The sequence below is a fragment of the Clostridium sp. FP1 genome, from assembly GCF_011065975.2.
Lineage (GTDB): Bacteria > Bacillota > Clostridia > Clostridiales > Clostridiaceae > Clostridium_AD > Clostridium_AD tagluense.
Genome location: NZ_JAAMNJ020000001.1, coordinates 2,270,786 through 2,287,458 on the forward strand (window position 1 = coordinate 2,270,786; position 16,673 = coordinate 2,287,458).

Here is a 16,673-nt window from a genome sequence, read left to right on the forward strand (position 1 = left end):
TATTTGGGACATAATCAAATGTGGTATAGTAAGACATTATCATAAACGGATCATAATTATTTCTCCTTCAAGGAAAAATAAGCTTGATTATTTAGAAAAGTAGTGGTATTATAAATATAATATTTTTTTAAGGGGAGATTAATTATGAAAAACTTATTAAATCAAAAAATACAATTTGTCTTTACTAGCCAATTTAGATAGGATTTGTACCTGCAAATTAAGCATAGGTACAGGTCCATTGATGCTTGCATCAAATGATTTGTATCTATGTTGGCTATGATTGTAAGTTTTTCATTAGTAATATGAAAAAAGCCACATAGATTATCTATGTGGCTTTTTTGATTATTATCCTAAGTCACATGGATTTCCATGTGACTTTTTTGTATTTTAAATATCTTACCTAAATTTTAAAAAGGAGGTTTTTTTTATGGAAGTTGTAGCAGGAGTACTAGTACAAAGTTTAATTTTATCAATTATGGTATTGGGGGTGTATATAAGTTATAAAATTTTAGACTTCCCTGATTTATCAGTTGATGGAAGTTTTTCCTTGGGAGCAGCAATAATAGCTGTAACCTTAAAAAGTGGAATTTCTCCTATTTTAGGTTCAGTGCTTGCTCTAGTTGCGGGATGTATAGCGGGGTTACTCACAGGAATACTGCATGTTAAATTTAAGATATCAAATTTACTTTCAGGTATTTTAGTAATGGGAATTTTATATTCTGTAAATTTACGGATTATGGGGAAAGCAAATATTCCTATTTTTAGTGATACAAATATATTTTTCGATTTTAACCCTTTAATTGTAGCTTTAATTTTTGTTGTAATATTTAAAATTATCATTGATATGTTTTTAAAAACGGGATTGGGATATGCATTAAAAGGAGTGGGGGATAACCCACAAATGATTAAATCACTGGGAGTAGAAATAGGAAAAATAAAGATATTTGGGCTTATGATATCTAATGGCCTTGTAGCTTTTTCTGGAAGTATGATGGCTCAATATCAAGGGTTTTCAGATATATCTATGGGTATAGGTACATTAGTTTTAGGTATTGCTTCTATAATCATTGGAGCATCTATTATTAAAAGTGGAAAGTTCATAAGACAGACAAGTAGTGTGATTATAGGAACTCTAATTTACCAAATCACCATATATTTAGCTATGAATATCGGACTTACACCTATGGATTTAAAAATGGTCACATCTTTTGTAATAATTTTATTTATAACAATTGGCGCTAGAAACAAAAGTGGAACAACTAAAACTGTAAGGAGGCTACTAAATGTTAAAAATACAAAATTTATCAAAAAGTTTTTATAATTCATATTTAGGTGAAAATGTGTTATTTAAGCACATTAATTTAGATGTTAAACAAGGGGAATTTATAATAATAATTGGTAGCAATGGAACAGGTAAGTCCACATTATTAAACATAATTTCTGGATTAGTTAAAGAAACCTCAGGTAACATTTTTCTTGAAGGAAATGATTTAACTAAAATGCCTGAACATAAAAGAACAGAAAATATAAGTAGAGTTTTTCAAAATCCCTCCTTAGGGACATGTCCAACTATGACCGTTAGAGAAAACTTATCTCTGGCTTTGAATAAGGGGAAATTAATTAATTTGAAAAATTGCCTTAGATATAAAACTAAGGAATTGGAAGAGCTTTTAAATGGAGTATCACTAGATCTAAAAAAACTTTTGGATGTGGAGGTAAAGTATTTATCCGGGGGGCAACGGCAAGCATTATCATTAATAATGGCAGGTTTATCTACTCCTAAGTTATTGCTACTAGATGAACATACTGCAGCCTTAGATCCGAAGACATCTAAGGAGATAATGGAGTTAACTCAAAAGATTGTAAAAGAAAAAAATATTACTACAATAATGATAACTCATAATTTAAAGGATGCACTCCAGTATGGCACCCGACTAATAATGCTACACAAGGGTGAAGTTATTTTAGATTTAAACCAAGCTGAGAAGAAAAAATTAACAATAGAAAATATATTAAAAAAATTTGAATATGCAATATAAAGGAGAGAGTATTATGAAAAAAATAGTAGCTATCGCAGTAATAATTACATGTATGTTAACGGGATGTGCAAAGGTGGATAAGAAGAAGAAAGTTATAAATATAGGTATAAGTCAAATAGTAGAATATACTGCACTAGATCAAAGCCGCGAGGGCTTTATAAAAGCATTAGAGGAGAAGGGTTATAAGGACGGGGACAATATAAAGATTGATTATCAAAATGCTCAAGGAGATATAACTACAGCTCAAATTATTGGCAAAAAGTTTGCAGCGCAAAAGAAGGATTTAATTTATGCTATCGCTACTCCTTCAGCACAGGGGGCATATAATGCTACAAAAAAAATTCCCATAATAATTACGGCTGTTACGGACCCTGTGCAAGCTGGAATAGTAAAATCTTTAAATAAGCCGGGAACCAATGTTTCAGGTACTTCAGATTATTTGCCAGTGGAAAAACAATTAGCGTTAATAAAGCAATTGATGCCGAGTGTCAAAAGAATAGGAGTTTTATATAATACAAGTGAAGTGAATTCGGAAGTACAAGTAAACGAACTAAAAAAGGCAGCTAAAGGATATGAAGTTATTACCTCTGGAGTAACAAATACTAATGAGGTTAATAGTGCCATAAATAGCTTACTTACGAAAATAGATGTTTTATATGCACCAACTGATCAGTTAATAGTGTCATCCATGCCTATAATAGCAAAAAACACATTGGAGGCAAAAATACCTGTTATAGCATCTGAAAAAGGCTCAGTGGAATCTGGAGCATTAGCTACTGTAGGAATTAATTATTATAAGCTAGGATATGAAGCAGGAAACATGGCAGTTGATGTACTAAGGGGGAAGGATATATCTAATATGCCACTTAAAATTTCAGCAGAAACAGAAGTGTACATAAATAAAAATACACTAAAAGCATTGAATATATCTATGCCAGAAAATCAAAATATTAAATATATAGATAACAAATAAAAACAAAATCTTCCTTAAGCCCTTGCAATGTATTTTTTATTATAATGTAATAGTATTGGTATTTCAATTCAAAAGGAAAAGAGATAGCCACAGGCTATCTCTTTTCGATTCCGCATTCAACTAAATACTTCATTACCTCAAAATCACTCATTTCAGGGTATGTTTCCTTTATCCCCCTTCTGACTACTTCAAGATAATTATCAGAAGGGTTGTGAGATGGTCTTGTATTTTTATTAGTAATAGTAACAATTTCAACACCATTGTACTCTCCTAAGGAAAGACTCTGATTATACCAATTTTCGTCACTTCCCTCTTGCTTTGAAATATCTTCAAACTGTTCTTCAGTAACAAGGTACATTCTACCTAAAGATTGCCCCCTACTCTGAGTATCTAAAAATGAAATTCCACCACTTCCCCAAGGAGAGCTTTCATTACCATAATACATTTTATAAGGAATAGTTACTGGTCTAGTATCCTTTGGCAGTGATTTATTCCTACAACCCTCATAATTCACTCCATTAAATTTACACTTTCCACCTTTAATATAACTTATCAATCTTTCATAAATTAAGTTAGATCCATAGCTTGCATACCAGACAAAATCGTTTCTTTTTACCGCTTCCCTAGGTGGGTTGCCTGGACTAACCTTAACATTCTTTGAAACATCTTTATTATACACATAGACATAAGCTTCTTGAACCTCATCATTATCATTAATAACTCTAATTAGTTTTCTTGAAAATAAATTTCCTTTAACTTCAGATATATCTATTTTGTCTAATATGTTACTATCGACAATATACATCTCTCCGCGAACTTTATCAATTTCATTTTGAATTATTAGCGGATAATTACCGAAATCATATAATTGAAAACCGTCAGCTATAAAATGCCCTGCAAATCTCGCCCCTGATAAGAATTCATCATGATGGCTATTTCCTTTCATAAGCGTACCATAAACAAAAAGCCTTATTAGGTTATTACCTTCATATTGGATATTTTCTTCTGGGGTTTGTAATTTATCTACCATAATAGTATCCCTCCATAAATTAATATTTTCTAATGTGCTAATAAAAGTATAACACTTTAAATAACTAAATTGTTAGAAAAGTCTCAACAATTTTGCTTTTGATTTTTTTATAGCATACTTACAATGTTTAAATCACTTTCTTTAGATAAGTCTTTATACTCAGAATTAATGCATATAATTGGCCTAGTAATAGCCCTTGGTGGTACGTATACAATTTCGCCAGTTTGCCCATTGCTCAATAAGACTTTACTGCCTATATAACAAGCGGCTATATTAGATAAAAAAGTATTTACTATATGCATGTCAAAGTTAGTTATAACTTGACTTTGAATAAGCTGAAAAGATTCAAAGGGATTTATTTTTTTCCTGTAAGTCTTTTCTGAAGTTATTGAATCATAATAATTTGTGAACGCTATAATTTTAGAGCATATGTTCATTTCTGATCCAGATACGCCTCTTGGGTAACCTGATTTATTTTCTCTTTCATGATGCATTAGTATAGCTTCCTTGCTTTCCATTGAAAGACCATCTATATTTTTTATGATTTCAAAGCTATAAATAGGATGATTTTTCATCTCTTCAAATTCCTCAAATTCTAATTTTCCTTTTTTATTTAGAATGGAATTAGATATCTTTGTTTTTCCCACATCGTGAAGCAAGGCAGCTTGTATAAGATCTATTATTTTACTTTCGGGAAGTAGCAACCATTTACCTAGTAGCATTGCATACAATGACACATTTATACTATGAGTAAAAGTATTTTTATCTACAGATTTTAATTCATTTAGACACTGAACAACATGATATTCATTGTTTATAGGTTCATATATTGAATTAGAAATTTGATTTATTTTTTCAATACTTACATTAGTGCCTTTAGCTAAATTATTTAGTAGTTCCTTAATTTCTAATACATTCTTTTGGTAGCTTTGTTTTAATTGTTTTAAATGATCGTCTTTAAATTTAATTGATTCTCCTTTACCAATTCCATAAATCCAAATATAATCTGCTTTAAATGCAATTAGTTTATTTTTAATATAACTATTTATTGTAGTATTTTCTACAACAATGGTTGTACCATATTTGCTTACAACCTTTTGTGCAATTATTTCTCCGACTTCGCAATCTAAAATAGCAATACATCTTTTTTTCATTTTTAGTCTCTCCTAAATTATACAATATTAGTAAGAACATAGTGAACTTGCTATATTAATTCTTAACTTTTGTAAGCGCATCTGCATCTAGTTTTGTAGAAACTCCTTTTAAATTCATTTAATAGGAGCATTTTTCACAGCTTGATAAGGCATAAATTGATGCGATTTTGTAAAGAGTTTACGTAATAATATTAACTTAGTAAATTCAACATAAAAGTGTATTTTCCTTTATTTTAATTCTGTTTTTTACAATTTAGGAAAAATAAAAAAAACCCAAGTGTGGCTTGGAAATTGTCATAATATAGCTTTTGCCTGTGGAAAATAGAATGCATACAGATATACCTTGGAAAAAGAATGAGAATATTATAAATAAATTAAAAAACATGAAGAAAACTTGGGAGGTATACTAAGACATTATCATAAATGAATCATAAAATGAATCATATAATAATTGGAATAGTTGACATTGAAAAATATTTATGGTAGAATACTGAAAATATACAAGTATAGAGACGATGATGAGAAGAGTAGATATAGTAATTTTTTTACAGAGAACTCCCGTTTGCTGAGAAGGAGGAAGAATTAATTATCGAAAAAGGCCTTTGAGTTTCACATTGAGCCTAATTTTTAGGGGTAGATTGTGCCGGGAGCTCCCGTTATAGAGCTATAGTATAAGCATTATTTAGCGATATTTTAAAGTCGTTAATGAAGCCACTTTAGTGGATTCTTTATGCCGTACTTTACAAGTTCAATATGGTGACATATTGATAAACTGGGGTGGTACCACGAAAATAGATACTCTCGTCCCCAAGACTACATTGTCTTGGGGGTGAGAGTTTTTTTATTTTAAAAAATTATAAAATCTGAAAGTACGTTAATTATTATGATTAATTTTATAATTTCAGGCTTGGAAAGCATTAAGATATTAATAAAAAAGGTGGTATTATTATGTTTAGAGATTATGTTAATATTGAAAATTTAAAAACTATTATGTCAGATGCAAATGAATTTGTTGTTGAGAGAGTTAAAAAATTAAATGAACTGATGCAGCAAGGTGTAAATCCATATCCATACAGTTTTAAAAATATGACACATTCTAAAATTATCATAGATAACTTTGAAAATATAAGTGAAGATCAATCCTTTGTTGTAGCTGGAAGAATAATGCTTATGAGAAAAATGGGAAAAGTAGTATTTTTAACATTAAGAGATCAAGAAGGGGACATTCAAGCGTATTTTAATAAAACAGTTTTGGGCGATGAGAAATTCGAGTTTTTGAAACTTATTGATATCGGAGACATAATTGGAGTAGAGGGAACTGTTTTTAGAACAAAAACAGGAGAAATTACAATAAGATCAAATAATGTGACAATGTTATTAAAATCCATAAGACCACTTCCAGAAAAATTTCATGGTATTCAAGATGCTGACTTAAAACAAAGACACCGTTCACTTGATATGATTATGAATAATGAAGTAAAAGAAAGATTTATTAAACGCTCAAAGGCAATGGGTGCTATTCGTGAATTTTTAGATAAGCAAGAGTTTATTGAAGTAGAAACCCCAATTCTAGATACCAAATATGGTGGTGGAGAGGCAAAGCCTTTTGTTACATTTGTAAATGCAATAGATTCTGAAGTATATATGAATGTATCTCCAGAGCTTTATTTAAAAAGACTTATGGTTGGTGGAATTGAGAGAGTTTATACACTTGGAAGATCCTTTAGAAATGAAGGGATTGACAGGACACATTATCCAGAGTTTACTCTATTTGAATGTTATATGGCGTATGCAGATTATAAGGATATGATGCAACTTATGGAAAATCTTTATGAGTATGTTTTTAATAAAATAAATGGCTGCACAAAAGTTTCTTGTGATGGTGTAGAGATAGATTTTAAAGCACCCTGGAGAAGAGCTACTATGTGTGATTTAGTAAAAGAGGAAACCGGAATAGACGTAGAACACATGTCAAGAGAAGAAATTGCTAAAAGTATAAATGAAAAAGGTTTACTAGTGGAAAAACAGCAGGTAGGCCTAGTTATACAAGAAGCGTCAAAAGGGGAACTTATTATAGAGTTATTCGAAGGATACAGTGAGGGCAAGCTTATACAACCTACCTTTGTAATGGATTATCCGGCTGAATCTTCACCACTTTGCAAAGTGCATAGAATCACTCCAGAACTTATAGAAAGATTTGAACCTTTTGCTTATGGAGTTGAGCTTGGGAATGCTTACTCGGAGCTTAATAATCCACTAAGGCAGAGAGTGCTTTTACATGAACAAGCAAATAAGCTAAGGGCTGGGCTTGAAACAGCGAGTCCAATGGACGAAGAATTTGCTGTGGCTATTGATACTGGTATGCCACCAGCAGGAGGACTAGGAATTGGTATTGATAGAATGATTATGTTCTTAACAGGAGCTTATTCAATTAAAGATGTTATAGCATTTCCTTTGGTAAAAAGATAATAAGATAGGGACAGTTAATAACTAATTGCCTTAAAGTGCAATTAGTTATTAACTATTCCATTTTCTTGAATTTGAATCTATCTATACCCGTTTCTTTTATCTATTGACTCGTCTCTCATTTCTGATTTCATACCATTAATAGCATCTTCTCTTCTATCATTTTTTTCTTCTAATGTTTTTTTCATTTTTCCATCATCTGTTTTTTCAATAGCTTCCTGGGTAAGATTAAAATTTTCAATAGTATTACTAATATTATGTTGTATTTTATCTACATTATCGCGTCTATCATCTGGTTTGTTTTTTATCATAATTTCATATCTCCTTTGTGTGATTTAATAATTTATCCATTATTATTATATCTATAAAGATATTTATTATACGCAAAATAAAAATACTTAATTTCGCTTAATCGACTTCTACTTATAATAGTTATATCAACAATTGAGTATTATTTTAGGAAAGATATGGTATGATATTAATATAATGCTTAAGGAAGCGGGAGGGACGAGGTTATGTTGCTATTCAAATTAATGATCCATCGGATATATCGGATGGATCATTAATAGCCCTAAAAAATAAGTATAATTTGGATGATGCTATTATTGGAATAAGCTGGGGAACAACTATGTATGCTATAGCCACGCATTTAGTTGAAAAGATGAAAGGGTGTTCAAGTTGTACAACTTAAAGGAGGATTAAATCATACTGATATTAATACATATGCTCCAGAGGCATTCATACTAAAGAAGAAATGCATGATATGATAAAAAATGGAGCTTCAAGAATTGGCGCAAGCTGTGGAATAGAGCTTGTAAAATAATTGTTTATGCAATAAAAAAAACAACATTCTAGTAATAGAATGTTGTTTTTTTTATAGATATATTTATGCTACTTCTGATTCTACTTTTATAGCATCGGTTTTTGATTTTATTGAAATGCTGGCAATTACAAAAACTATTAAAGTAGGTACAGCCCATGAGAATCCAGCACTGGATAGAGGTATATATTTAATGAATCCAATACTATTTGGGTATATACCATTTATAGTATCTAAAATACTTACAATTAGTGCTGTGTATGTAGTTATAGCAACAACTGTATTATTTTTAACTTTATCACCAAGTAATGTAATAAGTATAAGAACAATTACAATTGGGTATAAAATTTGCAGCACAGGACCTGCGAGTGAAATTATAGCATCAACATTTTTTGTAGCTATTCCGCCACTTACTACAGCCATAACAACAGCAGCAGTTTTGTAAGATATTTTATTATTTGAAAGATTAGCAAAGAATTCTGCTCCACTTGCAAGTAATCCTATAGCAGTTGTTAAGCATGCAAGAGAAACACATAAACTAAGAACAACGGCACCAATACTGCCTAGGTCTAACTTAACAAGTTTTGTAACTAGCTCAGTTCTAGCTATATCTGCTGGAAATAAAGTACTTGTTTGTGTTCCAAGATACATAAGTCCACCATATACAAAGGCCAGTCCAGCTACAGCAACTAGTGCTGATTTTATAGTCATCTTCATTATATCAGTTGCATTTTCATAACCTTTTGATCTAACAGATGAAATGATTATTCCTGCAAATATAACAGAAGCCATAGCATCCATTGTTTGATAACCTTCTATTAAAGCTTTTGATAATCCACCTTTGTAAGATGTATTTACAATTGGTCCAATAGGATCTATTATTCCTTTAAATATAATTATAGCGAGCATTAATAAAAGTGCGGGTGTAAGTATTTTACCTATATTATCAATTATTGAAGAAGGTTTAAGTACAAATGCAAGTGTTATTGCAAAATACAATACAACTATTATGTTTTGTGACACAGATGGAAATAGAGGATGTACTCCAAGTTCGAAAGTTGTTGCAGCAGTTCTTGGAATTGCAAATAACGGTCCTATAACAAGAATTAAAGCTACACCGGTTATTGCAGCAAATTTTTTACCTACTCTATTGGCCATTTTGTCGTAAGTACCATTAATTTTAGCACAGGCAATTACTCCAGCTAGTGGAAGACCAACTCCTGTAATTAGAAAACCTATTATGGATGCAAGAAATGCGCTTCCAGCAGCTTTTCCGAGGAATGGTGGAAAAATCAGGTTTCCTGCACCGAAAAACATTGCAAATAGTGCAAAACCTATAACAACTGCATGTTTTGTTGAATTTTTCATATAAGAATACCTCCAGATAAATAAATTTTTGTAATACTTAGATTATTAATAAATGACTTGTGATTATTTCCTTTACTACTCTATGTAGCAATTACTATGCCGAAATCTTTTAATTTTCGAATTTTTCTGAAAAAAGTTTAAAATTCTAGTGAAAATTAGTCCGTATCTATATTTATCAGGATTATTTTTTAGAATGCAGTTGTAAATGTTTACTGCTGATTTCTATCTTCATAATAAAGACGGGAAATTTTTTTCCGCCTAATATGGAAAAAAATTTCCCGCTTTTACTTTTGTATCTCATATTCATTGACTTTATTTTGCAGCTGTCTTCGAGTGATACCTAATACTGTTGCTGTTTTTGTCATACTAAAGTTATTTTTGGCAAGAACTGTTTCTATGTATTTTTTTTCTATTGCAGACCTAAATGCTTTTAATGTTTGATCACCTTCACAGTCTGTAACTGGAACTTCATGTATTAGCAAATCATCTTTTGATATTACACCATTTTCACTAAATACTACCAGCCTTTCGATTATGTTTTTAAATTCTCGTATATTGCCTGGATAGTCATACTGGTTTAAATATTCCCAAACATCAGGCTCTATGGTGTGTATTTCCTTCTTCATTTGCCTGGAGGCCGTAGCTATGAATTTATTAGCCAAATTATATATGTCTTCTTTATGTTCCCTTAAAGGTGGTATTTCAATTATGATAGTGTTGATTCTATAGTAAAAATCTTCTCTAAATAGTCCTTGGTCTATTAGTTTTACTATAGATTTATTGGTGGCTGTTATCAGTCTAAAGTCAACGGGCGTAGTTATGTTGCTACCTATTTTTTCTATTGCCCTCTCTTCAATAACTCTTAGTAATTTGATTTGTGTGGATAATGGCATGTCAGCTATTTCATCTAGAAATAAGGTTCCCATGTTAGCTGATTCAAATCTACCAATTCGATCTTCAGTGGCACCAGTGAAAGCTCCCTTGCTATGTCCAAATAGTTCAGATTCTAATACACTTTCAGATAGCGCATGACAGTTAACCGCTACAAAGGGTTTATTTTTGCGCGGGCTCTGAGTATGGATGTAGTTTGCAAATACCTCTTTTCCTACTCCAGATTCACCAAGCAAAATGACGTTAACGGTGGTTTCGGCTACTTTTCGAGCCATATCTATAATTTTTTTGAATTCTTTATTTTCTGATTCAAGAAGAGAGTTTTCTTTTTTATCATATGTTTTAGAGTGTAGTTCTGATTTTTTGTACTCTTCATATACTTTTTCTATTTCGTCTATTAGTTCAACAGGATCATTTCCTTTTACAAAATAAGATACTGCTCCTTTTTTCATGGCGTCTACTGCGGTAGGTACAGTAGCATATGCAGTCATGACTATGACTTTGATATCTTTATTTAATTCTACTGTTTTTTCTAAAAGTTCTATCCCGTTCATTCCATCCATCATTAAATCCGTCACTACCATCTGATATTTTTTCTTCTTGAGTTTCTCTATAGCATCTTCTGCTGAGAGTACTGTTTCTATGAGATATCCCTCAATTTCAAGTATTTTAGCTAGTCCTTTTGAGTATGCGGCTTCATCATCTACTATTAATATTCCATAATTTTTATTCTTCATTTGTTATCTCCTATTTCAATATTAGTATGGGTCCCTGCATCTTTGTTGGAAGTGTAACTATAAACTTTGAGCCTTCCCCAATTTTACTTTCCACTCTAATAGTTCCCTCCATTTTTTGTACTTCGTTATAAACAATAAACAGCCCAAGTCCTGTGCCTTCGCTCACTTGCTTAGTAGTGTAGAATGGATCAAATAAGTACATTTGCGTATTTGAATCCATGCCTGTGCCTGTGTCAGATACTTCTATGATTATATTTTTAAGTTTTTTGAATGCTTGAACCTGAAGTATACCGCCTTGCTTCATGGCATCCGTGGCATTTGAAAAAAGATTTAGCAAGATATGTTTCAGTGATTCACTATATAGCTCTACTTCTAAATCTCTTTCCACATCTAACTTGAATTCTATATGTTTTTCCTGCAAGGCTTTTTTATTAAGTTCATAAAGATTTGATATGAAATCTTTGACTTGTATGTTGTGCACTTTGTTATCAGAAAGCCTTGAAAAATTTAAAAGATTATCTATGATTTTATTGGCTCTAGTCACTGAAGTTTCTATTATATCTATTGCCTCTTTTTTATCTTCTTCTTTTTCCATACGCTTAAGTAAATAGGTATAGTTCCTAATGATTCCAAGAGGCGTCCTGATTTCGTGTGCAATGCCTGCAGCAAGATGCCCTACTGCAGCCATTTTACTTGATTGTAACATTCTTTGTTCTGAAAGTTTTAGATCAGTGATATCTTCCATCATGACAAGTACTCGCTCTCTAGTGTTTGGTACTTTATCTAACAGATAAGTTCTCACTTTAAAGGTTCTATTTTGATATTCTACTGCTTTTTCTATTGAAGTTCTAGTTTCAAATATATCTTTAATGAGGCAAACCTCACAGTTACTTCCTAGTATTCCGTTAACATTTTTACAATGCATATGTTTCACTTCATCTACGGTGTACCCTATATACTTGCAAAATGCTGTATTGGATTCTGACACGCAGCAGTCCTCGTTTACAACTACCATTAAATGAGTGGTAAGTCCGTTGAATGTAGTCTCTAATTCATTTTTTGATATATTAAGTGCATTTGTTTGTTTTTCCACTTCCTTTTTTAATTCTCTGTTCCAGTAGTAAAAAAATAGTGCTACTAGCATTGCTAGGAATACAGCATATTTAACTAAAAGCATATATTTTTCAGCATTTTTATTTTTCATGATTAGCGGTGATTTTCCAAACCATTTTTCATCTATTCTTTCCATGGTATTATCCTTTTGCAGCTGGTATATTGCTTTGTTAATTATTTTTACTAAGGTTTCATTGCCTATTTTTACTCCTATTACGGCGTCTCTTTCGTACAAGTATTCATTTAGTATTGAATATTCGCGGCTGAGACCTTCCCCAGTCAAATAATAGTTTATTACTGATTCATCCCCAAGGACCGCATCTACTTTACTCTTTTCCAGGAGGCTAATAGCATCTCTTAGATTGTCAGTTTTAACTCCACGTACATCAGTATAATTTTCAGCTAAATGATCAAATACATAGTCTCCTTTTATTGCCGCTATAGTTTTCCCTTTTAAATCTCCAGGTGTTTTGATACTAGTATTGTTTTTTTTTGTTAATATAGCCCCTCTTTGATAGTATATGGGGCTCGTAAATATAAAGTTGTGTGCGCGCTCAGTGGAAGCGTGCATATCACAAAAATCTATATCTCCTTCTTCAAGGGCCTTAAGGGCTTCATTCCAAATCATAGGTTTCATCTTTATTTTGACTCCTAGTTCTATAGAAAGAGCATTGATGTAATCTATTACGAGCCCCTCATATTGTCCACTATCAGGATTTAAATATCTTAGCGGTGGAGTAGTTTGATCTGATCCATATATCAAGCCTCCATGCTCTTTCAAATATGCTATTTCGGAGGCGTTTAGGCTATTGTCTGTTGTAAGATATTCGGCTATGTTCATGTTGTGTTCTATCTTGAAATAACTATTTGTAAATATAAGTACAGTTATTATAATTAAAAATCCTAATATATATTTTTTCTTCATTATTTTTTTCACCCTATATTATTATAACAGTGAATCTGTAAATTTGCTTAGCTTATTATTTTAAATATATAAAAAAATAGAAGTACCCATTTTGGATACATCTATACTTAATCTGCTTTGAGTTTTAGATTATTTAGTAAGAGGATTCATAATAAATCCCCATTTACCGCCAACGTAAACCATTGCTAAACCTTCACTGAAACTACCTGCAACATCAAATTGAGGTTTAATAAGGATTTTGCCAGTTTTATCAACAAATCCGTATTTGCCATCAACCCTAACCGTTGCTATCTCTTCACTGAAAACATCTGCAAAGTCAAATTGAGGTTTACAAATGATTTTACCAGTTTTATCAATAAACCCATATTTACCATTAAGTTTAACCTTTGCTATCCCTTCATTGAAAACATTTACCTCATCAAATTGAGGTTCACAAAGGATTTTACCAGTTTTATCAATAAAGCCCCATTTATCATTAACACAAAGCTTTGCCAAATCTTCTTTGAAGTAGTCGGATTTACCAGAAAAATCAATGTTTAAACCTTCATTGGAATTATACATATTACCAAATTCATTTTTAACAACTAGATCAGTAATTTTACCGGTTTTAGTAGTAAATTTATAATTACTACCAACTTTAACTATTGCGAGACCTTCACTGAAATTACCTGTCTTATTAAAATTAGTTTTAATATCTGTATCACTGGTTCTATCAACTAATATACCTTTATCACCAAATCCAAATATTGATAAACCTTCACCTAAATCATATATCAAATTAAATTCAGGTTCACAAACAATTTTACCGGTTTTGTCAATATATCCATATTTACCACTGATTTTAACTTTTGCTAAGCCATCGCTGAAATCATATAACTTATCAAATTGAGGTTCACAAATGGTTTTACCAGTTTTATCAATAAATCCATATCTACCATCCACAGAAACTATTGCGAGTCCTTCACTAAAATTATCTATATTATCAAATTTAGTCTCACAAACAATTTTACCAGTTTTATCAATAAGTCCATATTTACCATCAACTCTAACTTTTGCTAAACCTTCACTGAAATCATATACCTTATCAAATTGAGGTTTAATTGCATATTTAAAATCTGTTGGAGTTGTTATTTTAGTCGTTGTTTGAGCAAATACCTGAATTTTAAATGTATTTACTAATAATATACTTAGCAAAAGTATAAAAAAAGTACTTGTTAGCATTTTTTTTCTCATTTTATTTCCCCCTAAATATATTTTCTATTTGATAATAATACTAACATACCTATATTGTTAATTCAATCTTATTAATGCATCATTTTCCATGAATTAAAATATAATTAACACAATTTTGCTAGTTTTACCATTGCTCAATAAAACTTTAGTACCTACATAACAGGTAGACATAGCAAATACTTATTTCTTTGAAATTCTACAAAAAGTTATAAACTTTTCCATAGCCACTCTTACATACCATACTGTTTTTTACTGCAATTTTACCATTTAATACAACAAATTTAATTCCCACAGGTGCTGTAGTTGGTTTAAAGTAATTTTCAAAACCTTCGATTTCATTTAAATCAAATAAAACTATATCAGCAGTTTTACCTACAGCTATTTCTCCTATATCTTTAAGTCCTAAGGTTTTTGCAGGCAGATATGATATCTTATATATAGCAGTCTCAAGAGAAAGGGCCTTTTTATCTCGCACAAATTTACCTATAAAAAGTGGGTAGTTTCCATAAAGCCTCGGATGTGGATTTCCACCTGGTATACTGTCTGACCCTACCATTTGTAGTGGATGATTTATTAGTTTAATGGTATCCTCTTCCGAAAATACATTTAGAGTTACTACTGCTACCCCAAATTTTTCTTCCATAAGTAGCTGCAGCGCAAAATCTATAGGCTCAATACCTAAATCTTTAGCAATGCTTCCTACAGTCTTTCCAACGTATTTTAAATTTTTATTTTCTTTTACCGAAGTTATAAGTATGCCATCCCAACCTGTAATTAAGCTATAATTGTCCCAGCCATTATAATGAGTTTTATGGCTTCTAAGTTCTTCTTTAAGTTTTAGGACAACTTTTTTATCTTTAAGCCTGTTACCCATTTCTTCACTCCCACCAGCAGTAATCCAGGGTGGTAAAAGCTGAGTCATAAGAGTGCTTCCTGATAAATACAAATGCTCGTCAAAAGTTATTTTAATTCCATTAGCTACTGCACTATCTATATAACTTATAAGTTTTTTAGCATCACAACCTAAATCCTTTGAGTCATAAGACCTTAAGTGTGAAATGTGAAGACGTGCCTTAGACTGCTTTGCTATATAAATTATTTCCTCTAGAGCATTTGTTATAGTATCATCATGATTTCTAAGATGAACCATAACAATTCCATCATACTTAGCTATAATGCTACATATAGCTATTAATTCATCTTTTGTGCTGAAAATTCCAGGCAGGTATTGAAGTCCTATAGACATGCCAAAAGCACCAGCTTTCATAGCATCCTCTGCTATATTACACATGGTGTTAATTTCCTCTTTAGTTGGTATTCTACTATCAAAGTTCATAACACTTGATTTAATTGCTCCATGGGAAATTAGAATTGTAAAATTATTTTTTAGCTCTATTGAAGATATTTGATCTATATAATCATAAAGATTAGAGAAACTCCAATTAAGTGAGGGATCTCCAACTACTCCTCTTATATAGTTTTTCCATATGTTATTTTTTTTTTTCAATACAAGGAACAACGCCTAAGCCACATTGTCCTACAAGCTCGGTGGTTACGCCTTGCATTAATTTTAAGTTTTGTATTTTTTCATCCATAAAAGGTACTAAATCATTATGACTGTGCACATCAATAAACCCTGGACAAACTACAAGTTCATTAGCATCAATAATTTCTAAGGCTTGTTCATCAATATTACTTTCGATTTTTATCACTTTTCCATCTTTTATTCCTAAACTTCCTTGATAAGAAGCATTACCTGTACCGTCTACTATACACCCGTTTTTTATTATTATATCTAACATATCGATTCATCCCCTTATTTTAAATATAATACTTTACATATTTTTATGCAATAAAAACTGTAGCAACCTTAGAAATTTCTACGGAACTATATAATAATTTTAGTAAAATGCATAATAGAATA

General features: G+C 31.2%; 13 protein-coding genes, 1 pseudogene and 1 other annotated feature. Of the genes and pseudogenes, 5 read left to right on the forward strand and 9 right to left on the reverse strand.

From position 1 onward, the window contains the following. The first annotated feature begins 427 nt into the window (after positions 1 to 427). Genes G9F70_RS10940 through G9F70_RS10950 form a run of 3 tightly spaced genes read left to right on the forward strand, consistent with a single transcriptional unit; the run spans position 428 to position 3,012 of the window. Positions 428 to 1,321: an ABC transporter permease gene (locus G9F70_RS10940; protein ID WP_164947306.1), complete on the forward strand. Its 894-nt coding sequence runs from the start codon at positions 428 to 430 to the stop codon at positions 1,319 to 1,321. Further along, the gene (locus G9F70_RS10945) at positions 1,284 to 2,039 is read left to right on the forward strand and encodes an ABC transporter ATP-binding protein (protein ID WP_164947307.1); all 756 of its coding nucleotides are present in this window, start codon (positions 1,284 to 1,286) and stop codon (positions 2,037 to 2,039) included. Before G9F70_RS10940 ends, G9F70_RS10945 begins: the two co-directional genes overlap by 38 nt. Positions 2,040 to 2,052: 13 nt before the next feature. Beyond that, the gene (locus G9F70_RS10950) at positions 2,053 to 3,012 is read left to right on the forward strand and encodes an ABC transporter substrate-binding protein (protein WP_187353016.1); all 960 of its coding nucleotides are present in this window, start codon (positions 2,053 to 2,055) and stop codon (positions 3,010 to 3,012) included. 94 nt (positions 3,013 to 3,106) lie between these two features. Here G9F70_RS10950 and G9F70_RS10955 read toward each other — a convergent pair whose 3' ends face one another. After that, positions 3,107 to 4,042, reverse strand: a complete 936-nt coding sequence (locus tag G9F70_RS10955; protein ID WP_164947309.1) for a gamma-glutamylcyclotransferase — start codon at positions 4,040 to 4,042, stop codon at positions 3,107 to 3,109. A gap of 107 nt (positions 4,043 to 4,149) precedes the next feature. Next, entirely contained in the window at positions 4,150 to 5,196 is a 1,047-nt protein-coding gene (locus G9F70_RS10960; RefSeq protein WP_164947310.1) for an HD-GYP domain-containing protein, read from the reverse strand. A gap of 506 nt (positions 5,197 to 5,702) precedes the next feature. Further along, positions 5,703 to 6,008: a binding site (T-box leader), on the forward strand. Between the two features lie 136 nt (positions 6,009 to 6,144). Between G9F70_RS10960 and lysS the strand changes: the two genes are divergently transcribed. Beyond that, positions 6,145 to 7,665 (forward strand): lysine--tRNA ligase, encoded by a 1,521-nt coding sequence (gene lysS / locus G9F70_RS10965; protein WP_164947311.1) that lies wholly within the window; start codon positions 6,145 to 6,147, stop codon positions 7,663 to 7,665. A gap of 77 nt (positions 7,666 to 7,742) precedes the next feature. Here the strand turns inward: lysS and tlp are convergent, their stop codons facing one another. Beyond that, a complete protein-coding gene (gene tlp, locus G9F70_RS10970; RefSeq protein WP_164947327.1) occupies positions 7,743 to 7,970 on the reverse strand; it encodes a small acid-soluble spore protein Tlp in 228 nt (75 codons plus the stop codon). Positions 7,971 to 8,389: 419 nt separating this feature from the next. Here tlp and G9F70_RS27290 point away from each other — a divergent pair. Next, positions 8,390 to 8,485: pseudogene (locus G9F70_RS27290) on the forward strand (2-deoxyribose-5-phosphate aldolase); the annotation flags it as partial. Between the two features lie 63 nt (positions 8,486 to 8,548). Here the strand turns inward: G9F70_RS27290 and brnQ are convergent. From brnQ to G9F70_RS11000, 6 genes are all read right to left on the reverse strand, one after another. Next, positions 8,549 to 9,850 carry a branched-chain amino acid transport system II carrier protein gene (gene brnQ, locus G9F70_RS10975; RefSeq protein WP_164947312.1) on the reverse strand — a complete coding sequence of 434 codons (1,302 nt, stop codon included), beginning with the start codon at positions 9,848 to 9,850 and terminating at the stop codon, positions 8,549 to 8,551. A gap of 284 nt (positions 9,851 to 10,134) precedes the next feature. Beyond that, positions 10,135 to 11,478 (reverse strand): sigma-54-dependent transcriptional regulator, encoded by a 1,344-nt coding sequence (locus G9F70_RS10980; protein ID WP_164947313.1) that lies wholly within the window; start codon positions 11,476 to 11,478, stop codon positions 10,135 to 10,137. A gap of 10 nt (positions 11,479 to 11,488) precedes the next feature. After that, the gene (locus G9F70_RS10985; RefSeq protein WP_164947314.1) at positions 11,489 to 13,516 is read right to left on the reverse strand and encodes a transporter substrate-binding domain-containing protein; all 2,028 of its coding nucleotides are present in this window, start codon (positions 13,514 to 13,516) and stop codon (positions 11,489 to 11,491) included. Between the two features lie 129 nt (positions 13,517 to 13,645). Then, a complete protein-coding gene (locus G9F70_RS10990; protein WP_164947315.1) occupies positions 13,646 to 14,749 on the reverse strand; it encodes a WG repeat-containing protein in 1,104 nt (367 codons plus the stop codon). A 196-nt stretch (positions 14,750 to 14,945) separates the two neighbouring features. Further along, the gene (locus G9F70_RS10995) at positions 14,946 to 16,256 is read right to left on the reverse strand and encodes an N-acyl-D-amino-acid deacylase family protein (RefSeq protein WP_224617521.1); all 1,311 of its coding nucleotides are present in this window, start codon (positions 16,254 to 16,256) and stop codon (positions 14,946 to 14,948) included. Further along, positions 16,240 to 16,551 (reverse strand): amidohydrolase family protein, encoded by a 312-nt coding sequence (locus tag G9F70_RS11000; RefSeq protein WP_224617522.1) that lies wholly within the window; start codon positions 16,549 to 16,551, stop codon positions 16,240 to 16,242. The genes G9F70_RS10995 and G9F70_RS11000 overlap by 17 nt, the downstream gene beginning before the upstream one ends. Positions 16,552 to 16,673: the final 122 nt, after the last annotated feature.